Genomic DNA, 20,567 nt, shown 5'->3' on the forward strand with positions numbered 1-20,567 from the left:
GCGCTACGCTTATCAGGCCTGTGACGTTAACGCAGCATCGCCATCAACTCCTCCGGCGAGCGATGCTGCTTCAGTAAATCCCGCATCACCCGCATATGCGGCGAGGAGTAGTTAAAAAAGGTCTGGTAGCCCTCGCAAAGCTGATTTTTCCCCTGGCTATCCCGATGCTCAGGGCATCCGCCGCCGCAAAATCGTAATAAAGAGCACTTCTGACATTCAGCGCTTAGCGGCACCTTGTCCGGCGCTTCGGCGCCATTCCTGCCGCCGCACCACTGCTGTAGCGTCTCATCAAAAAGGCGAACCGAGATACGCTGAATATCTTCACGTACCCAAATATCAAATACGCTATTTAAAAACCGCCCCCAGTCTGCTGAACACAATGAATCCTCGGTCAACATTCCGTTCCGGTCATGTTCCAACAATGGGATAAAATGGACATTGCGAATGCCGAGCCGTTGTAAGTTACGGTACAGTTGCTGAGGGCGCTGGCTATTCTGGCGATTTACGACGACCTGAATCTGGTCATCACTCACGACAATGTCCTGACGTCCTGTCATATAAAATTCCCGATAAATGCAATAAGTTGGCGAATATGGGTAACAGCAAACAGGATTGCGAGCGACAACACCGCGAGGGAGATCAAAAATTTGTCACGCACGACATGAGTTTCGGAAAAATCGCTATGCGCGACATCCATCAAATTACGACTCAGGGTATAACGCCAAAGAATCACCGCCACTATCGCCAGAACGCTGATTGACACCCAGAACAAGAACCCCGCCTGATGCCAGTGGTGCCTGACGGCTAACGCCATTAACGCCCCGTATCCCAGCAGCGTGCGAAACCAGGCCAGCGACGTACGCTCCGGTTGCAGTCCCGGATCGTTCTGCCGACGGGCTTTACGACTATCCGGCATACAGTACCAGCCCCATCACTATCACCGCGACAATCATCAAAATAACGCTGATGATCAACAGGCTATGGGTATAGGGCAAATCCTCTTTCAGGCGCATCGCTTTTTCATTACGTAACCAGCGTAGATAGCCATAAATCGCCAGGCCGCCCGCAAACAGACACAACAATAGCGCCAGCAGTTCACGGATCACCGGCGTGGCAAAATCCGGGGCGAGCTGATCAAGACCGACGCCTGCCGCCAGAAATCCCAGCGAGGTGCGAATCCACGCCAGAAAGGTGCGCTCATTTGCCAGTGAGAAGCGATAATCCGGCGCTTCTCCGAGGCGGGAAATCTTCATGACGACTCCTTTTACGTTCTTATGTATTCCCGTTCGTTTTCAGAATACCACTCACGTTGTTGCTGATATGCTTCACATTATCCCGCAGCAAGGGAATCTTATTGCAAAATAACTGTAGTTCACTGGTGATGCGTTTTGGCGCAACCGCGCTCATTGCCGCTATTTTTCATTTCAGTTACGACCTTTTTCAACGCCACCGCCAGGAAAGGCATTATTGCCGAATTAAAAGCTGAAAAACCACCCGTCGCGACGAAAAAAAAGGCGAAGAAGATTGATAACTAACTGAAAAAAATTGGAATTATGCTCGTTGGCATTACGCTGATTAGCGCGTTCATTGAGGAAAGAGATAAGAAGAAGAGCAGAAGTGTGGCCGGTGCGGCGCGCGTTATCCAGCCTGGATTTAACACAGTGCGTAGGCCGGATAAGCAACGCGCCATCAGGCGCTAACCCATTCCCCAAAAAATCACCGCCAGCAGTTGTGGCGTGATAATACGCAGGAACATCACTAACGGATAGACGGTCGCGTAAGAGAGCGCCGCCGCGCCGCTGGTGGCATGAAGATTGTTGGCAAATGCCAGCGCTGGCGGATCGGTCATCGAACCGGCCAGCATCCCGCACAGCGTCAGATAGTTCATTTTGGCAAAAATCCGCGCCAGCAAACCGACGGTAATCAGCGGAATAGCGGTGATGAAAATACCATAGCCAATCCAGCTTAATCCTTCGCCCTGCGTCAGCGTATCGACAAAATCGCCGCCGGATTTCAGCCCAACGACCGCCAGAAACAAAACGATGCCTAACTCACGCAGCGCGAGGTTGGCGCTCGGCGGCATAAACCAGTACAGCTTACCGATGCTGCCGATACGCCCCAAAATTAGCGCCATGATCAGCGGCCCGCCGGCCAGCCCCAGTTTTAACGCGACCGGGAATCCCGGCACAAACAACGGGATTGACCCAAGCAGAACCCCTAATCCGATGCCGATAAACACCGGCAGCATCTGCACCTGCTGGAGTTTTTGCTGCGCGTTGCCGACCACATTGGCTACCGCATCAATCGAGGCTGGACGCCCCACCAGATTGAGAATGTCGCCAAACTGCAGGCTAGCGTCACTACTGGCGACCAGCTCAACGCCCGCGCGGTTAAGGCGGGAGATAACCACGTCATAACGCTCTTTAAAGTGCAAATCGCGGATACGTTTGCCGAGCACTTTTTCGTTGGTGACGACCACACGCTCGACGCGTAAATCCGTGCCACGCGTCGACAACGAGGTGTCCACTTCCTTGCCGATCACCAGTTGCGCGTTATGCAGGTCGGTAGATTGGCCGACGAGGTGCAGCAGGTCGCCTGCCTGGATAATCGTCCCCGGCGACGGCACCATCAGCGTGTCGTCGCGTTTCAGGCGTGAGCAAATGATTTTATCGCTGTTCAGGATCGGCACATCCTGGATAGCCATATTATTGAGGTTCGGATTCTCGACACGGATATTCATTGTCTGAATTAATGAATGGCCGTTAGCGAGAGAGGATTCGTGCTTCTGCGCCTCCGCCTCGACGTTAACGCGAAAAATCAGCCGCATCAGCCACATGGTGAGCAAAATACCGCAGATGCCAAACGGATACGCCATCGCATAGCTCATCCCCATCTGATCCACCAGATCCACTGGCGTTCCCAGATCGCGCAGGATTTGCTGACCCGCCCCTAACGCAGGCGTATTGGTGACTGCGCCGGAGAAAATCCCCAGCACCACCGGCAGCGGAATAGCGAAAATTTTATGCAGAATCGCGGTGACCAACCCGCCCATAATCACAATCAGAACAGCAAACAGATTGAGACGCAGCCCGGAAACGCGCAGCGAGGCGAAAAACCCCGGCCCCACCTGTATGCCGATGGTATAAACAAAAAGGATCAGGCCGAATTCCTGGATAAAGTGCAGCATATCGCCACTCAGCGTCACCCCAGCCTGATCGACGAAGTGGCCGACGATAATACCGCCGAACAGAACGCCGCCAATACCAAAGCCGACACCGCGCACTTTAATGTTGCCGATCCATAAACCGACAACCGCCACCAACGCCAGAACGCTGACCGTCAATGCGATATCACTCATCTTTTCTTCCCTGTGAGTAACATTTCAATTTATAGGGATTATGACTGAACCGTTAAGGCATATATACAGCATGGCGCACATTCTCATGTTAGAAAACCGCCCAGACGTCCTGACTTCGGCAGCGTCTTACCCTTTTTCGTGGCATAAAAAAAGCCCCGCCATCTCTGGCGGGGCAAGGCAAGGAGCTCATTAGCTATTTAATGCGGAGCGTTCGTTAATGGCGATACGCTGCGGCGCAATGGTTTCCGGCTCGTTGCGGGTTAAATCAATATGCAGCAGGCCGTTGGTAAACGTCGCGCCGGAAACTTCCATATTCTCAGCCAGCGTAAAGCTCAGGCTAAAAGGCTGCATGACCAGGCCCTGATGTAACCATTTGGGCTCGTTTTCCGGCTGTTCCGGCGTACCTTTCACCGTCAGGCGCGTGCCTTCCAGTTGAATATCCAGATCTTCCTGACGGAAACCGGCTAACGCTAAGGTAATGCGATAATGGTTATCGTCGCTTTTTTCGATGTTATAGGGCGGGAAGCTCTGGCTTTCGCCGCTGTTTTGCAGCGCATTGGCCAGCTTGTCAAAACCGATCCATTGACGCAGCAGTGGGGATAAATCGTAGTTACGCATAATCATTTCTCCTTCTAAGAAGCGAGTTTTTACCTTCACACTTTACGTGCGAATATGCTCCCTGACGGCGAGCATGGGATGACAGGCCGCGCAACGCGACCCGACGGAATCAGTTAATTTCGATACGGCGCGGTTTGTTCGCTTCCGGAATCACGCGCTCCAGTTCGATATACAGCAGCCCGTTGACCAGGTTTGCGCCGCGAACGTGAATGTTCTCCGCTAACTGGAACTTACGTTCAAAGTTACGCTCGGCAATGCCCTGATACAGGTAAGTACGTTCTTTCTGCTCGTCCGCATGAGCGCCTTTTACCACCAGTAAATTATCCTGGGCAGTAATCTCCAGTTCGCTTTCCGCGAAACCGGCAACGGCAATGGCGATGCGGTAGTGGTTTTCGTCTACCAGCTCAACGTTGTACGGAGGGTAGCCGCCATTACTTTGGCTTTGGTTATTTTCAAGCAGGTTAAACAGACGATCAAAACCAATGGCAGAACGGTACAGCGGGGATAAATCAAAGTTACGCATAATCATAAACTCCTGAAATCAGCGAGAATGTCAGACCTTCCATCATGGACAGGCCAGGATTGCCAGAACACCCATCAGGCGTGCCCTTCTATTCACTACGTCTTATAAATGGGTCTGAATACGTACTTTTCAAGTATTTTAATCCGGCTTTTTTTTGCAGTTTATTGGCTATTGCATAGACTGGTTGGGACAGCACTGATTGTTAAAGTGCGATTACCGCCACAGTGCCACGTACTGGTGATGTTATTTTTAGCAACGGATCGCTATAACTCATCATGCAAATAACGACAACCAACAGATGAATGAGTGATGATAAAAAACGTGTGGTTAACGCTGATAATATGGAATGGGATGCTTTTATTAAGCGGTTGTTCAAGCGTCATGTCGCACACCGGCGGTAAAGAGGGTACTTATCCTGGCACGCGCGCCAGCGCTACGATGATCGGTAACGATGAGACAAACTGGGGCACCAAATCGTTGGCCATCCTGGATATGCCATTTACCGCCGTGATGGATACGATCCTTCTGCCGTGGGACATCTTCCGCAAAGACAGTTCGGTAAGATCGCGCGTAGAGAAAAGCGAGGAGGAGACGAAAATGACCAATGCCGTCATCCCCCCGGCGAAGATGCCTCCTCCCTGATTTATCGCCCGGTTTCCGTCACCCATAGCTGACGGAACCCTTTCACCTCTTCCATCCATGCGACGTGTCGCCCATCCGGTGAAAAAACGACGGCGTCCGCAGACGGCGGGTTGTCGTGCCTGGCGGTTAAGAAGTCGATCCTCCCACTTTGTGCGTCGCAGCAGGCAATCCGGTTTTCCAGCACCAGTCCCAGCCATTTACCCGACGGATGCCAGTTAAACGCTGACTGTACGCCGGTCGCATGATGCGTTAACTGCCGGGGCTCGCCTCCCTGCGGCGATATCAGCCACAGTTGCGCTACGCCGTTATCGTCCCGCATCAAAAAGGCGATCGCCGTCGCCTGCGGATTACTGCGGACCCAGTGGCGTGGTTCGTTAGTGAGTCCAGGATAAACACGCTGGTGAGTAAAGGTAAGACGCCGCTGAACTACGCCCAACGGCGGCGATGGCATCGTTGATTCGGTTCCCGTCAGCGGCGTGTCGCCTGCCTGTTTCCAGCCGTTTTCATGACACGGTAAATCGACAATAAACAGCTCCGGGACTTTTTTGCCCGTCAGCGACAGCGTATCGCCAATAAAGGCGATCTGGCGGTTGCCCACCCAGCCCTCTTCATAGGCGCGGTTAATGTCATCGCTGCCAGGTCTCGGCGCAGGCGTCGTGCGGCTAACCAGTACGCACCAGTAGCTACCGCTGTATTCGCGCGGATGCTGAACCGGTACCGTTACCGGCCCATACGGCACGGCCACGCCGACATTACGTAGATCCAGCGCCGGATCTCGCTCATGCAGAACGTGGTCATTATAGGTAAAACTCACCAGCTCGCCGTTCGGGCTAAACACATGGACGTGACTGCCGCCGCGCAGCGCGCCGGGAGTATACGGCGCAGTAATATCCATCGCATCGAGGTTAGTCACGCCCCCCGGCGTTGCAATAACGCCCCGGCGGTGGTGGAAATCGTAATGCCACGTCTCATCAGGGTTTTCAGGGCCATGAATAAACACATAGTGATTGTCGGCAGGATGCACCGTCACCACACCGACATGCGCGCCCTGCACAGCGCGATAAATCACCTCCACGTCGCCGGTATGCACATTGACACGCTCAATGGTCTTGCCCGTAAATGACGCGCCTGAAGGCCGTACATCAAAGACCAGCCACTGGCTGTCAGGTGTCCAGGTATTGGTGTTGGTAAGCTGGTGATGGCGCGGCGTAAAAGTGATTTGTTTCATGGGATGTCCTGATAAGAGACGATGCTCGTCATCATACTGCACACGGGCTTCACTTTCAGGCTTTAGCGTATCGTTGGGATAGCCAGGCCCGATGGCGCCACGCCACCGGGCCGTCAGGGCATTATTTCTCCTGCGCCAGCCGGATACTGCGCTCTATCACCGCCCGCCGGGCGTCACCCGCCGGCAGCAGCTTCAGCATCATCTCCCAGGCCGCCACCGCCTCGCCAAAGCGCTGCTGCTCAAAGGCGTTAAACGCATACAGGCTTAACACCCGGATATCCGTGTGGTCGCGGCTCACCAGCCGGCGCAGCAGCTCCCCGCCGCGGCGGTTATCCTCCGGGTCGGACGAGCGCGTCAGCGCCTCCGCGTAGCCCAGCGCCGCATCGCGGTTTTTCGGGTCCAGACGGTAAGCGTTTGCATAGGCCCCGGTGGCGGTACCGGCATTACCCAGTACCATACCGGTGCGCCCCAGCATGAGCCAGCCCTCAACATTGCCGGCATCATTCTGCAGGCGGGTGCGCAGCCCCAGCGCCAGCCGCGCCATCTCCTCCTCATTCAGCGGCTGCGCCTGCGGGTCCAGCGCCCGCGCCAGCAGCCCGGGCGTCTGCGCCGTTGCCTGCTGCCAGGCCCTGACCTGCGGATAGCTGCCGGTCAGGGCGTAGCTGCCGGCGCCGACCGCCAGCGCAATGACGGCCCCCGGCACGTAAACGCCCCACCCGGCGCGCGCGCCGCAAACCGGGGTGTCCGCCGGCAGCGGCTCCCGGCGCAGGCGCACCCGCCGGCGCGTGCGGGCGACGATTATCCACCCGCCCGCCACGATGGCGGCCAGCGGCAGCACCCACAGCAGCACCGTCAGCGGGGTCAGCGGCGGGTCGTAGGTGACGAAGTTGCCGTAGCGCGCCACCATATAATCGATGATTTCCTGGCGGCTCTTCCCCTCCTGCATCAGGTCATACACCCTGCGGCGCATGTCGGTGGCTATCATCGCGTTCGAGTCCGCAATGCTGTTGTTCTGGCATTTCGGGCAGCGCAGCTGCTCCGTGAGCTGGCGGAACTGCTGCTCCTGCGCTTCATCTTTAAACGGCATCACGTCGGTGGTTGCCCGCGCTGACCCGGAGATAACCAGCGCCAGCATCAGCATCACCATGCCCGGTAACAGTCTCATTGCGCCGCCTCCCGGCTGTATCTGTCCCACAGCGGTTTCAGTTCACTTTCCCATACCCGGGCATTCAAATCGCCCGCATGGCGGTAGCGGATAATCCCCCTGCCGTCGATGAGGAAGGTTTCCGGCGCGCCGTACACGCCCAGGTCCAGCCCCAGCATCCCGTCGCTGTCCGATAAACTCAGCGCATACGGGTTGCCCAGTTCCTTTAACCAGGCCACCGCCTTCGCCCGGTCGTCCTTATAGTTCAGCCCCACCACCCGGATACCCTGCGCAGAAAGCTGGTTCAGGTACTGATGCTCGGCGCGGCAGGTCGGGCACCAGGTGGCCCAGACGTTAAGCAGCACCGGTTTCCCCTGCGTCAGCACCTCCGCCTGATAGTACTGACCCGGCGTCTCCAGCGATTCCAGGCGGAACGCCGGCACCGGCTTTCCGGTCAGTGCCGATTCGAGATTCGTCGGGTCATCCCCCTGCGCGTTGCGCGCCAGCTGCCACAGCAGCGCCGCGGCAATCAGCAGAAAAATCAGCAGCGGTAATAACAGTACGTTGCGTTTCATCCGGCCTCCGGCAATGGTTTACGGCGGCGGTAGCGCGGGTCCGCCAGGCACAGCAGCCCGCCCAGCGCCATCAGCAGTCCCCCGGCCCATATCCAGCGGACAAACGGTTTGTAGTACAGGCGCACGGCCCACGCGCCGTTGTCCAGCTCCTCCCCGAGCGCGGCGTACAGGTCGCGGGTCAGCCCGCCGTCAATCGCCGCCTCGGTCATCACCATCCGGCTGGTGTTGTAGAGCCGTTTCTCCGCGTGCAGCACCGCCTCCGGCTCGCCGTGGCGCGTCACCCCGATGAGGGCCACCCCGCCGCGGTAGTTGGGCCCGGTGATGTCCCGCACCTCCCGGAAGGTGAAGCGGTAGTCGTGAATGGTCACGCTGTCGCCCGCCCGCATCCGCACGTCACGCTCCACGCTGTAATTCTGGCTGAAGGCGATGCCGGTAATCGTCACCGCCAGCCCGAGGTGCGCCGCCACCATTCCCCAGTAGCTGAGAGAGGTTTTCGTGCCGCGGGACACGCGCTGTACGGCTTCGGCCACCGCCAGCACCGCAATCCAGCAGGCCATCGCCATCCCCACCGCCGTCATGGCGATGATTTTATCTTCCAGCAGCCATGGCAAAAGTACCGACAGCACCAGGGTGGAGACCAGGGCGGTGAGCAGCAGCGTCCTGATGTTACGCGGCCGGTCCCGGCCCCAGCGCACCAGCGGCCCCACCCCCAGCAGCAGGGCAAAGGGGACCATCAGCCAGGTGAACATGGTGTTAAAGAACGGCTCCCCCACCGAAATGCTGCCCAGCCCCAGCTGTTTGTGCACCAGCGGCAGCAGGGTGCCCAGCAGCACCACCAGCATGGCGGCCATCAGCAGGACGTTGTTGCCGAGCAGCAGCGACTCGCGCGACCACAGCGCGTTGTTCACCCGCGAACGCACCCTGTGCCCGCGCACGGCGAACAGCAGCAGCGAGCCGCCGGTGACCAGCACCATAAAGGCGAGGATAAACATCCCGCGCGCCGGGTCGGAGGCGAAGGCGTGCACCGACACCAGCACCCCGGAGCGCACCAGGAAGGTGCCCAGCAGGCACAGCGAGAAGGCGCAGATGGACAGCAGCAGCGTCCACGCCTTAAAGCCGGCGCGCTGTTCGGTGACCGCCAGCGAGTGCAGCAGGGCGGTGCCCGCCAGCCACGGCATAAAGGAGGCGTTCTCCACCGGGTCCCAGAACCACCAGCCGCCCCAGCCCAGCTCGTAGTAGGCCCACGCCGAGCCGAGCACGATGCCCAGCGTCAGGAACACCCACGCCGCCAGCGTCCACGGGCGGGCAAAACGGGTGAACGCGCTGTCCAGACGCCCGCTCAGCAGCGCGGCGATGGCGAAGGCGAAGGCCACCGAGAAGCCGACATAGCCCATGTACAGCAGCGGCGGGTGGAAAATCAGCCCCGGGTCCTGCAGCAGCGGGTTCAGGTCGCGCCCCTCCACCGGAAAGGCCGGCAGCGTGCGGGCGAACGGGCCGGAGGTGAACAGGATGAACGCCAGAAAACCGGCGCAGACCATCCCCATCACCGCCAGCACCCGGGCGACGATATCCGCCGGCACCTGCCGGCTGAACACCGCCACCGCCAGGGTCCAGCCGCTCATCAGCAGCACCCACAGCAGCAGCGAGCCCTCGTGCGCCCCCCAGGTGGCGGCCACCCGGTACCACACCGGCAGCTGCGTGTTCGAGTTGCCGGCGACATAGGCCACGGTGAAGTCGTTAACCACAAAGGCGTGCACCAGCACGAAAAACGCGCCCGCCACGCAGATAAACAGCAGCCAGGCGAACACCCCGGCCGACGCCATCATCCGCGCGTCACCGCGCGCCACGCCCCACAGCGGGTAAACGGACAGCAGCAGCGCCACGCCGAGCGCCAGGCACAGCAGCGCGTGGCCGTATTCAGGCATCATGATGAGGTGTCCTTATCAGCGCGTTGCGGGCGGCGGTGGTTTTCCTGCATCGCCTTTTCCACTTCCGGCGGGGTGTAGTTCTCGTCATGTTTGGCCAGCACCTCGTGCGCCAGGACGTGGTTGCCCTTCTCCAGGGTGCCCTGCACCACCACCCCCTGCCCCTCGCGGAACAGGTCCGGCAGTATCCCCTCATAGCTCACCGTCACCGACCCTTCGGCGTCGTAGAGACTGAAGTTCACCTTCAGCGAGTCCGGGTCGCGCCTGACACTGCCGGGCATCACCATCCCGCCGACGCGCAGGCGCTGGCCCGCCGCCGGCAGCTGCTGCGTCTCGCGCTTGCCGTAGAGGATTTCGCCGGGGGTATAGAACAGGTCGATATTCGCGCGCAGCGCGTACAGGACCAGGGCGGTGGTCAGCCCCAGGCCCGCCAGCACCGCGCAGACCACCCATAGCCGGTTTTTACGTCGCAGGTTCACGCGGCCTCCTGTTGCGCCTGTGCGGCACGCATCCGCGCCTCGCGCGCCCGCTGCTGCGCCACGCCGCGCAGAATGGCCCGGCGCTGCAGCACCGTGTGCAGCGCCAGCAGCGCCAGCGGCGCCACGGTCATCGCCACCGCCAGCCAGACAAAAAAGGCGTACCCGCCCATGGCGAAAAAATCGCTCCACGATGAAAATGCCGGACTCACCGGTGCCCCCTTTTCAGTATCAGTTCGCTCACCCACGGGCGGCGTTTTTCCATCAGTAAAATCAGGTTGCGCATCCGCATCAGCGAAAGCGTCATAAAGAGCAGCAGGTAGCCGGCGATGGCCCAGCGCAGCGGCGAGCGCATCGCCGGGTCGATACTCTGCTGCATCCGCGTCGAGCCCTGGTGCAGGGTGTTCCACCACTCGACGGAATAGTGGATAACCGGCAGGTTCACCACGCCGACCAGCACCAGAATGCCCGCCGCGCGCCCGGCCATTTTACGGTCGTCAAAGGCGTGCCACAGGGCGATGACCCCGGCGTAGAGAAACAGCAGCACCAGCTCCGAGGTCAGGCGCGCGTCCCACACCCACCAGGTGCCCCACATCGGTTTGCCCCACGCCGCGCCGGTGACCAGCGCGATGAAGGTGTACACCGCCCCCACCGGCGCCATCGCCGCGACGGCAAGGCTGGCCATTTTCATCTGCCAGACCAGCCCGGTGAACGCCGCCACCGCCATCGCCGCATAGATACCCATCGACCAGATGGCCGCCGGGACATGCAGGTACATAATGCGGTAGCCCTCCCCCTGCTGGTAGTCCGCCGGGGCGAAACCAAAGCCCCGGACCCAGCCCGTGGCCAGCACAATGATGCCGGCCGCCGCCAGCCACGGCACGAGCCTGCCGCAAATCTGATACAGCCGGGGCGGCGCCGCCAGCTGATGAAGGGTTTTCCACATAGTCGTCACCTGACCTCCTGAAACCAGTAAAATGTCCGTCGCGCCGGGGCGCTACTGCACGCTGAGGCGCAGCGCCGCCGCGGTGGCGAACGGGCTTAACGTCGCGCTGCCCGCCAGCAGCGCTCCCAGCACCGCCAGATAGCCGTCAGCGGGTAAATGCATCGATGCCGCGTCCATCGCCGCGGCGGCGAAAATCAGCACCGGGACACTCAGCGGCAGCACCAGAATGCCCAGCAGGACGCCGCCGCGCCGCAGCCCGGCCGTCAGCGCAACGCCCGGCGCGGCGAGAAACCCCAGCGCCGGCGTGCCGAGCAGCAGCGTCAGCGCCATGATTTTCCAGCCGTACACGTCCATCCCCAGCAGCAGCGCCACCAGCGGGGAGAGCATAATCAGCGGCAGGCCGGTCACCGCCCAGTGGGCCAGCACCTTCGCCAGCACCACCGCCGGCAGCGGCACCGGCAGCAGCATCAGCTGCTCCAGGCTGCCGTCCTGCAGGTCGTCGCGAAACAGCCGCTCCAGCGCCAGCAGCGAGGCCAGCAGCGCCGCCACCTGGATGATGCCCGGCGCGATACGCGCCAGCAGCTGCGGCTGCGGCCCGACGCTTAACGGAAACAGGGTGATGACCATCAGGAAGAACCACAGCGGGCCGGCGATGTCCGCGCCGTGGCGGAACGCCACGCGCAGTTCGAGACAGAAGACACGCCACATCACAGCCCGGCCCCCCCGCCGGTCAGCGCCAGGCGGCGGACGGTGTCCGCGGCCCCCGGCAGCGGCTGGTGGGTGGTGAGAATGACCATCCCGCCCTGCGCCGTGTGCGCCGCCATCCGCCGGGTGAGGCGCGCCACGCCGTTAACGTCAATGGCGGTGAACGGTTCGTCGAGCACCCACAGCGCGGCGCGGGTCAGCCACAGGCGGGCCAGCGCCACCCGGCGCTGCTGCCCGGCCGAGAGCTGAGCGACCGGCACGTCCTCAAATCCCGCCAGCCCGGCCTGCGCCAGCGCCTCCGGGAGACGCGCGCCGTCGCCGGGGTGGAAGAAGTGCAGGTTCTCCCGCGCCGTCAGGCGGGTTTTGATCCCCGGCTGGTGCCCTATCCACAGCAGACTGCGATGGAAGCTGTCGCGCACGCGGCGCAGGGGTTCGCCCTGCCAGTACACCTCCCCGCCGTCCGGGCGCGCCAGCCCGGTCAGCAGGCGCAGCAGGGTGGTTTTTCCGGCGCCGTTGCCGCCGGTGACCTGCACCCACTCCCCGGCGTCCACGGTGAACGACAGCCCGCGAAACAGCGTCCTCTCGTCCCGCTCGCAGTACAGATCTCTGGCTTCAAGCATCATTGTCATTGCGCATATTCAGGTTGATATGGCGTATAAACACCGGTCAGGCTTTCCAGGAAGGCGACGATATCGTCAATATCGTTTTGCGGCAGATCGGTGCCAACCTGATAACGCAGCATCAGTTTTACCGCTCCATCCAGCGTCGGTACGTCGCCCCGATGGAAATAAGGCGCTGTTAACGCGACGTTGCGTAAGCCCGGGACTTTTTGCCGTAATTTATCGCGAACCTCTTTGGTGACGTTCATACGACCAATATCCGCTGCGGTAATTTCGCCAAAATTAAAGTCTCGCTTTAATCCCAATGGTTCAAAAGAGCGCCCGCCTAAAATGATACCGCCGTGACAGGTTGCACATTTATTCTCTTTAAATAATTGATAACCGTGTTTCTGTTGCGCGGTCAGCGCATTTTCATCTCCACGTAGCCATTTATCAAAGGCGGAATCCGGCGTTATCAACGTTTTTTCGAATTCGGCGATCGCATCAGTAATATTTTCCCCGGTAAATCCTTGCGGATAAACCGCCTGGAAATCTTTTTTCAGGACAGGATCTTTATCAAGCTTGCTAATAATTTCATCCCAGGATTTAGAGGCCATTTCAATAGGATTTAACGGTGGTCCTCCTGCTTGCTCCTGCAGGGTTGCAGCACGACCATCCCAAAATTGTTCGATATTAAATACGGAGTTGAATACCGTCGGCGCATTTATTGGTCCTACCGCACCGCCAACGCCAATTGAGGTTTTTCTGCCATCGACACCGCCCGCATTTAACGCGTGACAATGCGCACAGGATATTGTGCTGTCGCCGGATAAACGTTCATCATGATAAAGCCGGAAACCTAAGTCGACTTTTTTCGCATCGACGGGAATATTGCGCGGAATAGGCTGAACGGGTTCATTCCGGTGCGCCGGGTCGGTATCGGCGCTGGCATAGTTGCGCTCACGCTGATCGGCTATCCAGTTCAGGATGTCAGTACGCTCTTTATCGCTGACGCCCCCCGCCCAGTGCAGCGCGACATAGCGGGTTGGCGGCATAGTCTGATGTTGCATAACCCATTCAATTTTATTCAGTTCGCTTTGCGGCACCGGCGTATCCGCAATCAGGGCGGCCCGTACCGCCTCCAGGTTAAACGACTTGTAGCCGAGCTGGATATCGTAATCCATTAGCTGCTTTGCCACCGGAAAAGAGGAATAAAAAGGCAATTCAGCGGAAGGCGTATGACAATAATCACATCCTTTCTCCCTGAAATAACCCAGTATTTTATTATTTTCACCCACAACCGAGGCCTGCACATCGCTTTTTTTACTGCGCTGTTTGTCGTAATACCATACATACCCGGACAAACCTAAATAACATAACAGCCCAACGGTGATAACTGTTGTCGCATAGAGGGTAATTTTTTTCATATCACTATCCTTATGGGGTATTGCGGCATGATTAATTAAATTTTATTTTTTTACTCATGAGGCCCGTCAATACTAAATACAAACCCATCATGGATATTGATTGGTATCAATAATTACAATTGGCTAAACCTATAGATATGATAACCCCCGACTATCGTAAGATTTATTTTGCGATGTCCGTCACAGGGTTTATTCAGCAGCAACAATGGATAAATCCTCTTTTCCGTCATCAAAACGAACGATAGCCAACAATAATTGACTTAACGCAGCATAAAAGCCATAGGGATCATGCTTAAGGCAATTATTTGTAAATTCCGGAAGCCATTCCAGTAATGACGACAATGTTTTCTGGCGTAATTTATTCATTCTCCGTTGTTGGAACGATTCACCCAATGAAAAATGTAAATGGCTGAGTAATTCCAGATAAATCGCCAGGTGGTCGGTCGGCTCTTTAAAATCGTCGTTGACTTCCATCCCGGCTTCAAGCAATAAATGTTTAATCATGCCGGGTTCCTGCTGCGGGTATTGCGAGGCGTAGGGCAAGGCCGATTTTTTATCCGTCATCAGGAACAATCCGCAAAAATCTGCGGCCAGCTCCAGCTGCGCATCCTGGCGCAGGCTAAGCGCGGCAATTTTTTGTTCGAGTAACGCCACCGACGCCGCCAGCGCAGGCTGACGCTTTAACAGCGCCAGCCAGTCCGCGATCTCCGCGGACTGTAATTGTATTAACCCTTCATCATCCACTTCCCGGAAAAAGAGTAACGCCAGCCATGCATATACGCAGGCGTACTGTTCCTGAGCAAGCGCTGGCTGCTTAATCATGCGGATTCCCCTGCGATGCGGGTACATATTCACACTGCGCGACCATCTCGACCGGACCGTTAAACGCCGTGACGTTATCCATAGGGCCGGTATATTTTTCAATTTCCACCAGCGTCGTATGCGCGCTGGTCGCCTGCGCAAGCTGTGATGTACCGATATCCAGCGTTAATACGTTAGGGTTGCCGTACTTACACAACGCGTTGAGATCGCCGCCTTTATCAGGATCGTACCAGGCGCCTTCATGAATTCGCGCCACGCCCGGCGCATAGCGATCGGAAACTACCGCTCCCGCCAGTACCTGCCCGCGTGCATTGAATACCCGCACGATGTCACCGTTGCGGATCCCGCGCGCGCTGGCATCCTGTGGGTTAATAAAGACCGGCTCCTTGCCGCCAACGGCATATTGCTGACGCAGCGTTTCCGACTCGCACAGTTGGGAATGCAGACGGAAATCAGGGTGGACGGATTGTAAGTGCAGCGGCCAGCGCTGCGATCCCGGCCCGCCATGCGAGCGTTCGATTTTTTCGAACCACATGGGATGGCCCTGACAATCGTCGTATTGCATGTCGGCGATGGTTTTGGAGTAAATCTCGATCAAACCGCTTGGCGTGCCCAACGGCTCCAGGTCCGGATCTTCACGGAAAGCCTGATGGCGTACAAACATCTGCGGATGATCAAACTCGATGTACTCCTGTTGATTCCAGAACACCTCGAAAATCGGTAAGTGGATACCGCGACCTTTTCCCTGCTGGCTCCCTTCCTGCCAGATGCGTTTCAGCCAGCCCATTTCATCAAGACCTTCCGTGAATGCCGCTTCACGGTTAAAGCGTCGGCAGAGATCGCGGAAAATATCAAAGTCGTTACGCGCTTCAAACTGCGGCGACACCACCTGTTTCATGGCGATAATGCCGCGGTTAGAGTGGTTGCCGAACTGATCGAGGTCGTTACGCTCAAATTGGGTGGTAGCCGGCAAAACGATATCCGCAAAGCGGCAGGTCGACGTCCACTGGTTATCAATGGCGATGACCGTTTCCAGCTTGCGCCAGCCTTCAATTATGCGGTTAATTTGTTGGTGTCGGTGGAACGGGTTGGTCCCGGCGAACACGCACATCTTCAGCGGCGGTAATTTAACCGATTTGCCGTTCCAGTTAATGATCTTGCCCGGTTCAAGAATGGCATCCATAAAACGCGCAATAGGAATGGTGCTGCTGTAGCCTTTGTAATCCGTGCTGTCGTGCACTGGCGGAACGGTCGTCGAACCGGAAAAGCCGCTTAAAATGATCCCTTTACGACCAGGCGTCCCGGCGCCGTTATAGTGCCAGCCAAAACCAAAGCCGCCGCCCGGTAAACCAATCTGTCCCAGCATTGCCGCCAGCACGACGACCATCCATGACCACTGTTCGCCATGCTGCATACGTTGTACGCACCAGCCAGCGATGATTTGCGTTCTGTCGCCCGCCATCTGCCGCGCCAACGCGCGGATGGTGTCGGCGTCAATACCGCACAGTTTTTCCGCCCAGGCGGCATCTTTGGGCTGTCCATCTTTCTCGCCCAGCAAATAGGGGAGGAACTGGTCAAAACCGACGCAGTAGTTATCGAGGAAATTTTTATCGTACAGTTTCTCGCTGTACAGGGTATGCGCCAGCGCCAGTTGTAACGGGACATCCGTCTGCGGGTTAATGGCGATATGTTTGACCTTATCGCGCCCCAGATAATCGTGCGTGGAGGTGACGACCGGGTCGATGCTGATGACCGAGATAGCGCCGCTGGCAACCTTCTCTTTTAATTGTTCATAGTACTGATAGACATCGTGATCCGGGCACCACCAGTTTGCCTGCTGGTTTTTCACCATATCAGAACCCCATAGCACAATCGTTTTACTGTTCTGTAAAACCAGAGGCCATGACGTTTGCTGCTCGTACACTTCCATTGAACCCACCACGCGCGGCAGAATCACCTGCGCCGCGCCGGTCGAATAGTCCCCTCCCGTGCTAACGCTATTGCCATGTAGCGCAATCGCGCGCGCCAGCATCCCGGAGGCGTTATGGAACATGCCGGTAGATTGCCAACCGCTCGCCGTCAGTAGCGCGCTCGGCCCGTAGGTTTTTTGCACCCGCTCCAGTTCCTGATAGAACAGATCCAGCGCTTCATCCCAGGAGACGCGCACAAAACGATTATCGCCGCGCTGCGAGGTGTCGCTTTGATGACCTTTGCGCATCCAGTCGACGCGCACCATCGGATAGCGAATACGCGCCGCGTTGTGGACGTGATCGGGCAGGCCGGCGATCATTTTGGACGGGTATTTATCCTGTTCAAACGGTTTTGCCGCCACAAATCGACCGTCAACCACCGTGGCGCGAATCGCCCCCCAGTGAGAACCGGTAAGGATACCCTCTTTCGTCGCGGCGCCTGGCGCAACGGCATCCGCTGCGCGGGCGCTACGGGGCGTCAGTAGTGACGGCCCCAGCATTCCTGCCACCGTCAAGCCGCCAAGCTGCGCCAGAAAACGTCGACGAGAGACGTGTAACGAGTCCTTATTTTTCATTGTGTTCTCCCTTATCGCTGTGCGGCGTGTTGGTGGTATCAGACGCATTCATCTGGAGATATTTCAACAAGGTACGTTCTTCACGCTTATCCAGACTGGTGAAACCGATCATGCCGTTGAGCGTGCCGATCCAGCCGTTAGCGTCAAAGTGCGCTTTGTCCGGCGCGCCGTGACACTGATTACAGGTGCCGTTATAGAGGGAGTCGGCATAGGCCCAAATCGGTTTAATGTCATTTACCATGTCGCCTTTTTGCATCCACGCAGTTGCCTGTAATTTGCTCCACTGAGTATTGGTCGCCGCGACGGTGGTCTCTTCCAGCGTTTTCACATGCTGTTGCACATCGCCGCGAATCGAGGCGACAAAAATACGTTTACCGGGCAACTGCGTCAGCACGCGCTGGCGACCGTCCGTCTCCGTCCAGCCTTCGATTTGCACTTGCAGCCAGTCACCGTCCCGTTTAAGGACTTTCACTTCAGAAGCAGGTAACAGCGAACCTGCCGGTTCTTTATCGCCTTTAGCGGCGTAAATCGGCTTGATATCCAGCGAATAGAGCGTATCGCCGTCATTATGCGTACTGGCGCTGGCGCGCAGTTCATCAAACTGTTTGCGGAAACCGCTGCTCATATCCGGTAGCTGGTGGGCAATCCCTTTATGGCAGTCGATGCAGGATTGATTTTCTTTCGCGGCGATTTTCATTTGCCGCGCCGCTTCCGGGTTCTGTTTCGCGTGATCCATCGCATCGTAGTTATGGCAGGAACGACAGGTCGCGGAGTTATTCTCTTTCATGCGCGCCCATTCACGCTCGGCAAGCTCGGCGCGTTTGGCTTCAAATTTTTCCGGGGTATCAATCGAGTGGGCGATAAATGTCTGGTAAAGATCGTTGCTGGCTTCCAGCTTACGTTTCACCATGCCTGGAATATCAGGGGGGATATGGCAATCGTGGCATTCCGCGCGTACGCCGGAAGCGTTCTGGAAATGTACGGACTGTTTATATTCCTGATACACCGGCTGCATACTATGGCAGCTGACGCAAAACTCTGTCGTACTGGTCAGTTTGATACCGACGTGAGGTAACACGATCAGCGCAACGCCGATCACAATCCCGACAATGACCAGCGCCAGTATCGACCAACGGGCGCTTGGCCTGAGTAGCGCTCTCCAGAGTTTTCGCATAATAGCCCCTGTAATTATATGGTTTAATGCGCAGATCTTATTCCGCAAATATGAACAGCGTCACTGGTCAGGATGAACGGGATACGGCAATATATGAACAGATATGAACAGAAAGAGACCGCGCGCAGGATGTCACATCACATTGTTATTGTTGAGGATGAACCTGTTACTCAGGCCAGATTACAGGCCTATTTTGAGCAGGAGGGGTATCGCGTTTCGGTGACCGACAGCGGCGCGGGCCTGCGTGACATCATGGAGCATGAGCACGTTTCGCTGATCCTGCTGGATATCAACCTCCCCGATGAAAACGGGTTGATGCTGACCAGGGCGCTACGCGAACGTTCCACGGTGGGCATTATTCTGGTGACGGGGCGTTGCGACCAAATCGACCGCATCGTCGGGCTGGAGATGGGCGCGGACGACTACGTCACCAAGCCGCTGGAACTGCGCGAGCTGGTAGTGCGGGTAAAAAATCTTTTGTGGCGTATCGATCTGGCCCGCCCCACGCCGCAAAATGCCAGTGAAAACTGCTATATGTTTTCCGGCTACTGCCTGAACGTGATGAATCACACGCTGGAGCACAACGGTGAAGCCATTAAGCTTACGCGCGCGGAGTACGAGCTACTGCTGGCCTTTGTGACCAACCCAGGCAAAGTGCTGCATCGCGAACGTCTGCTGCGAATGCTTTCCGCCCGCCGCGTAGAGACTCCGGATCTCCGCACGATTGATGTCCTGGTTCGCCGCTTACGTCATAAAATTACGCCGGAACTGCTGGTCACACAGCATGGCGAAGGCTACTTTTTAGCCTCGGAGGTGTATTGATACAGATAGACGGGCCGAAATCCCGGAGGCGATAGCGAACGGCGAACGCGCGCGCTGTCGGCGTTGTTATGCGTCAAAATAAGCACCGGCGGGCTGATATTTTCAGGCACCGGTTGCCCCTGTAAGACCTTAATCGACTGCGTTATCGCTAATTCTCCCTGCCAGGCCATCTGATCGCTGAGCGCCATCAGGATATGGCCGCGTTTTAAACCGCGATAAACCTGATGCGTCAGATAAAATGAGACGATCGTGAGCGGAGTCGTCAAATTACGCCCTTCGCCCATCGCCGCCTCCGCCGCTATCGCCGACCCGGCGACCACATTGGCGTCCGGATGGCGTTCCAGCATTTCCTGGAGTAAGTTTCGCTGCACTTCAATGTCGTTATCGCCCCAGGCGATATCCACAATGTTGATGGCGCTGCCTTTAATTGCCTGACGAAAACCCGCCACCATCTCCTGACTGCCGCCGGCTTCTTCCGGCCCCGGGAAGAGTAAAACGTTAAGCGCTTTTCCTTTGCTCCACTGCACCAGGAAACGTCCCGGCAGATAACCCATCTGAAACCACGGCAGACCGACGTGAGTTGCCACGCTGGCGTCGCGTATCACGTTCGCCACTTCAATAACCGGCACATTACCGGCATACCGTTCCAGTTCCGGGAAACGAATGGTACTGCTGCCAAGCAGAATAGCGTCGGCGCCCCACTCCCGGCACTGCATCATTTGCTGTTGTTGCGTCGCCAGTTGCCGATAGCCATTCGCTTCCAGCACTTTTAAATCAACGCCATACAATTTGGCCGCTTTTTGCATCCCGTAGTTGACGGACAACCAGTAAGAATCTTTCAGGCTGGGGTATAATGCGCACAGTTTCCAGGGTTTACTCGCATTGACTGACGTTTGCCGCCAGGGAATCGCCCGATCGGCGCGCGTCCAGTGTAGCAGTCCGGTTTCGGCTGACGCCGTTTCTATATTCGAGACGATGATTATCAAAAAAAAGAACGAAATAAGCGCGCGCATGATAGCCCCACCAGCAACAAGGTTT

General features: G+C 57.5%; 22 protein-coding genes, 1 pseudogene and 25 other annotated features. Of the genes and pseudogenes, 3 read left to right on the forward strand and 20 right to left on the reverse strand.

Annotated elements, in window-relative coordinates:
• Nucleotides 1–26: 26 nt before the first annotated feature.
• From yidF to yidH, 3 genes are all read right to left on the reverse strand, one after another.
• Nucleotides 27–557: a putative cytoplasmic protein gene (yidF, locus tag STM3803; RefSeq protein NP_462704.1), complete on the reverse strand. Its 531-nt coding sequence runs from the start codon at nucleotides 555–557 to the stop codon at nucleotides 27–29.
• Nucleotides 554–926 (reverse strand): putative inner membrane protein gene (gene yidG, locus STM3804; RefSeq protein ID NP_462705.1). Within the gene, nucleotides 554–916 belong to an annotated coding region; the region does not span the whole gene. The genes yidF and yidG overlap by 4 nt, the downstream gene beginning before the upstream one ends.
• Nucleotides 906–1,264, reverse strand: a protein-coding gene (yidH, locus tag STM3805; protein ID NP_462706.1) for a putative inner membrane protein. Within the gene, nucleotides 906–1,253 belong to an annotated coding region; the region does not span the whole gene. Before yidH ends, yidG begins: the two co-directional genes overlap by 21 nt.
• Nucleotides 921–926 (reverse strand) — a ribosome-binding site (putative RBS for yidG; RegulonDB:STMS1H003770). It overlaps the preceding gene by 6 nt.
• Nucleotides 1,259–1,264: a ribosome-binding site (putative RBS for yidH; RegulonDB:STMS1H003771), on the reverse strand. (Lies within the gene yidH.)
• Nucleotides 1,265–1,345: 81 nt before the next feature.
• Here yidH and STM3806 point away from each other — a divergent pair.
• Nucleotides 1,346–1,633, forward strand: a pseudogene (locus STM3806) (pseudogene; frameshift).
• Between the two features lie 63 nt (nucleotides 1,634–1,696).
• Here the strand turns inward: STM3806 and yidE are convergent.
• The 3 genes from yidE to ibpA form a co-directional block, all read right to left on the reverse strand.
• The gene (yidE, locus tag STM3807) for a putative transport protein (protein ID NP_462707.1) occupies nucleotides 1,697–3,371 on the reverse strand. Within the gene, nucleotides 1,697–3,358 belong to an annotated coding region; the region does not span the whole gene.
• Nucleotides 3,366–3,371, reverse strand: a ribosome-binding site (putative RBS for yidE; RegulonDB:STMS1H003772). It overlaps the preceding gene by 6 nt.
• A 176-nt stretch (nucleotides 3,372–3,547) precedes the next feature.
• Nucleotides 3,548–3,990 (reverse strand): small heat shock protein gene (gene ibpB / locus STM3808; protein NP_462708.3). Within the gene, nucleotides 3,548–3,976 belong to an annotated coding region; the region does not span the whole gene.
• Nucleotides 3,985–3,990: a ribosome-binding site (putative RBS for ibpB; RegulonDB:STMS1H003773), on the reverse strand. Its footprint overlaps the gene before it by 6 nt.
• Nucleotides 3,991–4,085: 95 nt before the next feature.
• Nucleotides 4,086–4,514, reverse strand: a protein-coding gene (gene ibpA, locus STM3809; RefSeq protein NP_462709.3) for a small heat shock protein. Within the gene, nucleotides 4,086–4,499 belong to an annotated coding region; the region does not span the whole gene.
• Nucleotides 4,509–4,514, reverse strand: a ribosome-binding site (putative RBS for ibpA; RegulonDB:STMS1H003774). It overlaps the preceding gene by 6 nt.
• A 280-nt stretch (nucleotides 4,515–4,794) precedes the next feature.
• Nucleotides 4,795–4,800, forward strand: a ribosome-binding site (putative RBS for yidQ; RegulonDB:STMS1H003775).
• Between ibpA and yidQ the strand changes: the two genes are divergently transcribed.
• The gene (gene yidQ, locus STM3810; RefSeq protein NP_462710.1) for a putative outer membrane lipoprotein occupies nucleotides 4,795–5,141 on the forward strand. Within the gene, nucleotides 4,806–5,141 belong to an annotated coding region; the region does not span the whole gene. Its footprint overlaps the feature before it by 6 nt.
• Before the next feature lies 1 nt (nucleotide 5,142).
• On the opposite strand, the gene yidR is transcribed toward yidQ, so the two are convergent.
• The 13 genes from yidR to torC all read right to left on the reverse strand — a co-directional run bounded on the left by yidR (nucleotide 5,143) and on the right by torC (nucleotide 18,773).
• Nucleotides 5,143–6,380 (reverse strand): putative cytoplasmic protein gene (yidR, locus tag STM3811; RefSeq protein NP_462711.1). Within the gene, nucleotides 5,143–6,369 belong to an annotated coding region; the region does not span the whole gene.
• Nucleotides 6,375–6,380, reverse strand: a ribosome-binding site (putative RBS for yidR; RegulonDB:STMS1H003776). It overlaps the preceding gene by 6 nt.
• A gap of 110 nt (nucleotides 6,381–6,490) precedes the next feature.
• The gene (gene ccmH / locus STM3812) for a putative heme lyase subunit (RefSeq protein ID NP_462712.1) occupies nucleotides 6,491–7,545 on the reverse strand. Within the gene, nucleotides 6,491–7,534 belong to an annotated coding region; the region does not span the whole gene.
• The gene (ccmG, locus tag STM3813; RefSeq protein NP_462713.1) for a heme lyase disulfide oxidoreductase occupies nucleotides 7,531–8,099 on the reverse strand. Within the gene, nucleotides 7,531–8,088 belong to an annotated coding region; the region does not span the whole gene. The genes ccmH and ccmG overlap by 15 nt, the downstream gene beginning before the upstream one ends.
• Nucleotides 7,540–7,545, reverse strand: a ribosome-binding site (putative RBS for ccmH; RegulonDB:STMS1H003777). (Overlaps the previous gene by 6 nt.)
• Nucleotides 8,085–10,030 (reverse strand): cytochrome c-type biogenesis protein gene (gene ccmF / locus STM3814; protein NP_462714.1). Within the gene, nucleotides 8,085–10,016 belong to an annotated coding region; the region does not span the whole gene. The genes ccmG and ccmF overlap by 15 nt, the downstream gene beginning before the upstream one ends.
• Nucleotides 8,094–8,099, reverse strand: a ribosome-binding site (putative RBS for ccmG; RegulonDB:STMS1H003778). (Overlaps the previous gene by 6 nt.)
• The gene (gene ccmE, locus STM3815; RefSeq protein ID NP_462715.1) for a periplasmic heme-dependent peroxidase occupies nucleotides 10,013–10,503 on the reverse strand. Within the gene, nucleotides 10,013–10,492 belong to an annotated coding region; the region does not span the whole gene. Before ccmE ends, ccmF begins: the two co-directional genes overlap by 18 nt.
• Nucleotides 10,025–10,030 (reverse strand) — a ribosome-binding site (putative RBS for ccmF; RegulonDB:STMS1H003779). Its footprint overlaps the gene before it by 6 nt.
• The gene (ccmD, locus tag STM3816) for a heme exporter protein C (protein NP_462716.1) occupies nucleotides 10,489–10,713 on the reverse strand. Within the gene, nucleotides 10,489–10,701 belong to an annotated coding region; the region does not span the whole gene. The genes ccmE and ccmD overlap by 15 nt, the downstream gene beginning before the upstream one ends.
• Nucleotides 10,498–10,503: a ribosome-binding site (putative RBS for ccmE; RegulonDB:STMS1H003780), on the reverse strand. Its footprint overlaps the gene before it by 6 nt.
• The gene (gene ccmC / locus STM3817; RefSeq protein ID NP_462717.1) for an ABC superfamily (membrane) heme exporter protein occupies nucleotides 10,698–11,455 on the reverse strand. Within the gene, nucleotides 10,698–11,435 belong to an annotated coding region; the region does not span the whole gene. The genes ccmD and ccmC overlap by 16 nt, the downstream gene beginning before the upstream one ends.
• Nucleotides 10,708–10,713 (reverse strand) — a ribosome-binding site (putative RBS for ccmD; RegulonDB:STMS1H003781). (Overlaps the previous gene by 6 nt.)
• Nucleotides 11,450–11,455, reverse strand: a ribosome-binding site (putative RBS for ccmC; RegulonDB:STMS1H003782). It lies within the gene ccmC.
• A 31-nt stretch (nucleotides 11,456–11,486) precedes the next feature.
• The gene (ccmB, locus tag STM3818) for a heme exporter protein (RefSeq protein NP_462718.1) occupies nucleotides 11,487–12,162 on the reverse strand. Within the gene, nucleotides 11,487–12,146 belong to an annotated coding region; the region does not span the whole gene.
• Nucleotides 12,143–12,760 carry a heme exporter protein gene (ccmA, locus tag STM3819; protein ID NP_462719.1) on the reverse strand — a complete coding sequence of 206 codons (618 nt, stop codon included), beginning with the start codon at nucleotides 12,758–12,760 and terminating at the stop codon, nucleotides 12,143–12,145. Before ccmA ends, ccmB begins: the two co-directional genes overlap by 20 nt.
• Nucleotides 12,157–12,162 (reverse strand) — a ribosome-binding site (putative RBS for ccmB; RegulonDB:STMS1H003783). (Overlaps the previous gene by 6 nt.)
• Before the next feature lie 5 nt (nucleotides 12,761–12,765).
• Nucleotides 12,766–14,178, reverse strand: a protein-coding gene (locus STM3820; RefSeq protein ID NP_462720.1) for a putative cytochrome c peroxidase. Within the gene, nucleotides 12,766–14,166 belong to an annotated coding region; the region does not span the whole gene.
• Nucleotides 14,173–14,178: a ribosome-binding site (putative RBS for STM3820; RegulonDB:STMS1H003784), on the reverse strand. (Overlaps the previous gene by 6 nt.)
• A gap of 177 nt (nucleotides 14,179–14,355) precedes the next feature.
• Nucleotides 14,356–15,001, reverse strand: a protein-coding gene (gene torD / locus STM3821; protein NP_462721.1) for a cytoplasmic chaperone which interacts with TorA. Within the gene, nucleotides 14,356–14,988 belong to an annotated coding region; the region does not span the whole gene.
• Nucleotides 14,981–17,546 (reverse strand): trimethylamine N-oxide reductase subunit gene (torA, locus tag STM3822; RefSeq protein ID NP_462722.1). Within the gene, nucleotides 14,981–17,533 belong to an annotated coding region; the region does not span the whole gene. Before torA ends, torD begins: the two co-directional genes overlap by 21 nt.
• Nucleotides 14,996–15,001: a ribosome-binding site (putative RBS for torD; RegulonDB:STMS1H003785), on the reverse strand. Its footprint overlaps the gene before it by 6 nt.
• The gene (gene torC / locus STM3823; protein ID NP_462723.1) for a trimethylamine N-oxide reductase occupies nucleotides 17,523–18,773 on the reverse strand. Within the gene, nucleotides 17,523–18,707 belong to an annotated coding region; the region does not span the whole gene. Before torC ends, torA begins: the two co-directional genes overlap by 24 nt.
• Nucleotides 17,541–17,546, reverse strand: a ribosome-binding site (putative RBS for torA; RegulonDB:STMS1H003786). (Overlaps the previous gene by 6 nt.)
• Nucleotides 18,713–18,718, reverse strand: a ribosome-binding site (putative RBS for torC; RegulonDB:STMS1H003787).
• Nucleotides 18,749–18,757, reverse strand: a -10 signal (putative -10_signal for torC; RegulonDB:STMLTH004616).
• Nucleotides 18,757–18,765, reverse strand: a protein binding site (putative binding site for TorR, RegulonDB: STMS1H000373). It overlaps the preceding feature by 1 nt.
• Nucleotides 18,765–18,773: a -35 signal (putative -35_signal for torC; RegulonDB:STMLTH004616), on the reverse strand. It overlaps the preceding feature by 1 nt.
• A gap of 2 nt (nucleotides 18,774–18,775) precedes the next feature.
• Nucleotides 18,776–18,786 (reverse strand) — a protein binding site (putative binding site for TorR, RegulonDB: STMS1H000372).
• 9 nt (nucleotides 18,787–18,795) lie between these two features.
• Nucleotides 18,796–18,808: a protein binding site (putative binding site for TorR, RegulonDB: STMS1H000371), on the reverse strand.
• 28 nt (nucleotides 18,809–18,836) lie between these two features.
• Here torC and torR point away from each other — a divergent pair.
• Nucleotides 18,837–19,529, forward strand: a complete 693-nt coding sequence (torR, locus tag STM3824) for a response regulator in multi-component regualtory system wtih TorS (sensory kinase) and TorT (periplasmic sensor) (RefSeq protein ID NP_462724.1) — start codon at nucleotides 18,837–18,839, stop codon at nucleotides 19,527–19,529.
• Nucleotides 18,864–18,870, reverse strand: a protein binding site (putative binding site for TorR, RegulonDB: STMS1H000374). It overlaps the preceding gene by 7 nt.
• Here torR and torT read toward each other — a convergent pair.
• The gene (gene torT, locus STM3825) for a periplasmic sensor in multi-comopnent regulatory system with TorS (sensory kinase) and TorR (regulator) (protein NP_462725.1) occupies nucleotides 19,502–20,556 on the reverse strand. Within the gene, nucleotides 19,502–20,542 belong to an annotated coding region; the region does not span the whole gene. The two genes, torR and torT, sit on opposite strands and share 28 nt — an antisense overlap.
• Nucleotides 20,551–20,556: a ribosome-binding site (putative RBS for torT; RegulonDB:STMS1H003788), on the reverse strand. (Overlaps the previous gene by 6 nt.)
• Nucleotides 20,557–20,567: the final 11 nt, after the last annotated feature.

The organism is Salmonella enterica subsp. enterica serovar Typhimurium str. LT2 (genome assembly GCF_000006945.2).
GTDB classification, from domain to species: domain Bacteria; phylum Pseudomonadota; class Gammaproteobacteria; order Enterobacterales; family Enterobacteriaceae; genus Salmonella; species Salmonella enterica.

Excerpts from the sequence above, each read along its gene's own strand:
- torD (NP_462721.1), bottom strand. The coding sequence starts at position 14,988 with ATGATTAAGCAGCCAGCGCTTGCTCAGGAACAGTACGCCTGCGTATAT.
- STM3820 (NP_462720.1), bottom strand. The coding sequence starts at position 14,166 with ATGAAAAAAATTACCCTCTATGCGACAACAGTTATCACCGTTGGGCTG.
- torT (NP_462725.1), bottom strand. The coding sequence starts at position 20,542 with ATGCGCGCGCTTATTTCGTTCTTTTTTTTGATAATCATCGTCTCGAAT.
- ccmH (NP_462712.1), bottom strand. The coding sequence starts at position 7,534 with ATGAGACTGTTACCGGGCATGGTGATGCTGATGCTGGCGCTGGTTATC.
- torR (NP_462724.1), top strand. The coding sequence starts at position 18,837 with ATGTCACATCACATTGTTATTGTTGAGGATGAACCTGTTACTCAGGCC.
- ibpB (NP_462708.3), bottom strand. The coding sequence starts at position 3,976 with ATGCGTAACTACGATTTATCCCCACTGCTGCGTCAATGGATCGGTTTT.
- yidE (NP_462707.1), bottom strand. The coding sequence starts at position 3,358 with ATGAGTGATATCGCATTGACGGTCAGCGTTCTGGCGTTGGTGGCGGTT.
- ccmG (NP_462713.1), bottom strand. The coding sequence starts at position 8,088 with ATGAAACGCAACGTACTGTTATTACCGCTGCTGATTTTTCTGCTGATT.
- torA (NP_462722.1), bottom strand. The coding sequence starts at position 17,533 with ATGAAAAATAAGGACTCGTTACACGTCTCTCGTCGACGTTTTCTGGCG.
- torC (NP_462723.1), bottom strand. The coding sequence starts at position 18,707 with ATGCGAAAACTCTGGAGAGCGCTACTCAGGCCAAGCGCCCGTTGGTCG.
- ccmC (NP_462717.1), bottom strand. The coding sequence starts at position 11,435 with ATGTGGAAAACCCTTCATCAGCTGGCGGCGCCGCCCCGGCTGTATCAG.
- yidF (NP_462704.1), bottom strand. The coding sequence starts at position 557 with ATGACAGGACGTCAGGACATTGTCGTGAGTGATGACCAGATTCAGGTC.
- ibpA (NP_462709.3), bottom strand. The coding sequence starts at position 4,499 with ATGCGTAACTTTGATTTATCCCCGCTGTACCGTTCTGCCATTGGTTTT.
- yidR (NP_462711.1), bottom strand. The coding sequence starts at position 6,369 with ATGAAACAAATCACTTTTACGCCGCGCCATCACCAGCTTACCAACACC.
- ccmA (NP_462719.1), bottom strand. The coding sequence starts at position 12,760 with ATGCTTGAAGCCAGAGATCTGTACTGCGAGCGGGACGAGAGGACGCTG.
- yidH (NP_462706.1), bottom strand. The coding sequence starts at position 1,253 with ATGAAGATTTCCCGCCTCGGAGAAGCGCCGGATTATCGCTTCTCACTG.
- yidG (NP_462705.1), bottom strand. The coding sequence starts at position 916 with ATGCCGGATAGTCGTAAAGCCCGTCGGCAGAACGATCCGGGACTGCAA.
- ccmF (NP_462714.1), bottom strand. The coding sequence starts at position 10,016 with ATGATGCCTGAATACGGCCACGCGCTGCTGTGCCTGGCGCTCGGCGTG.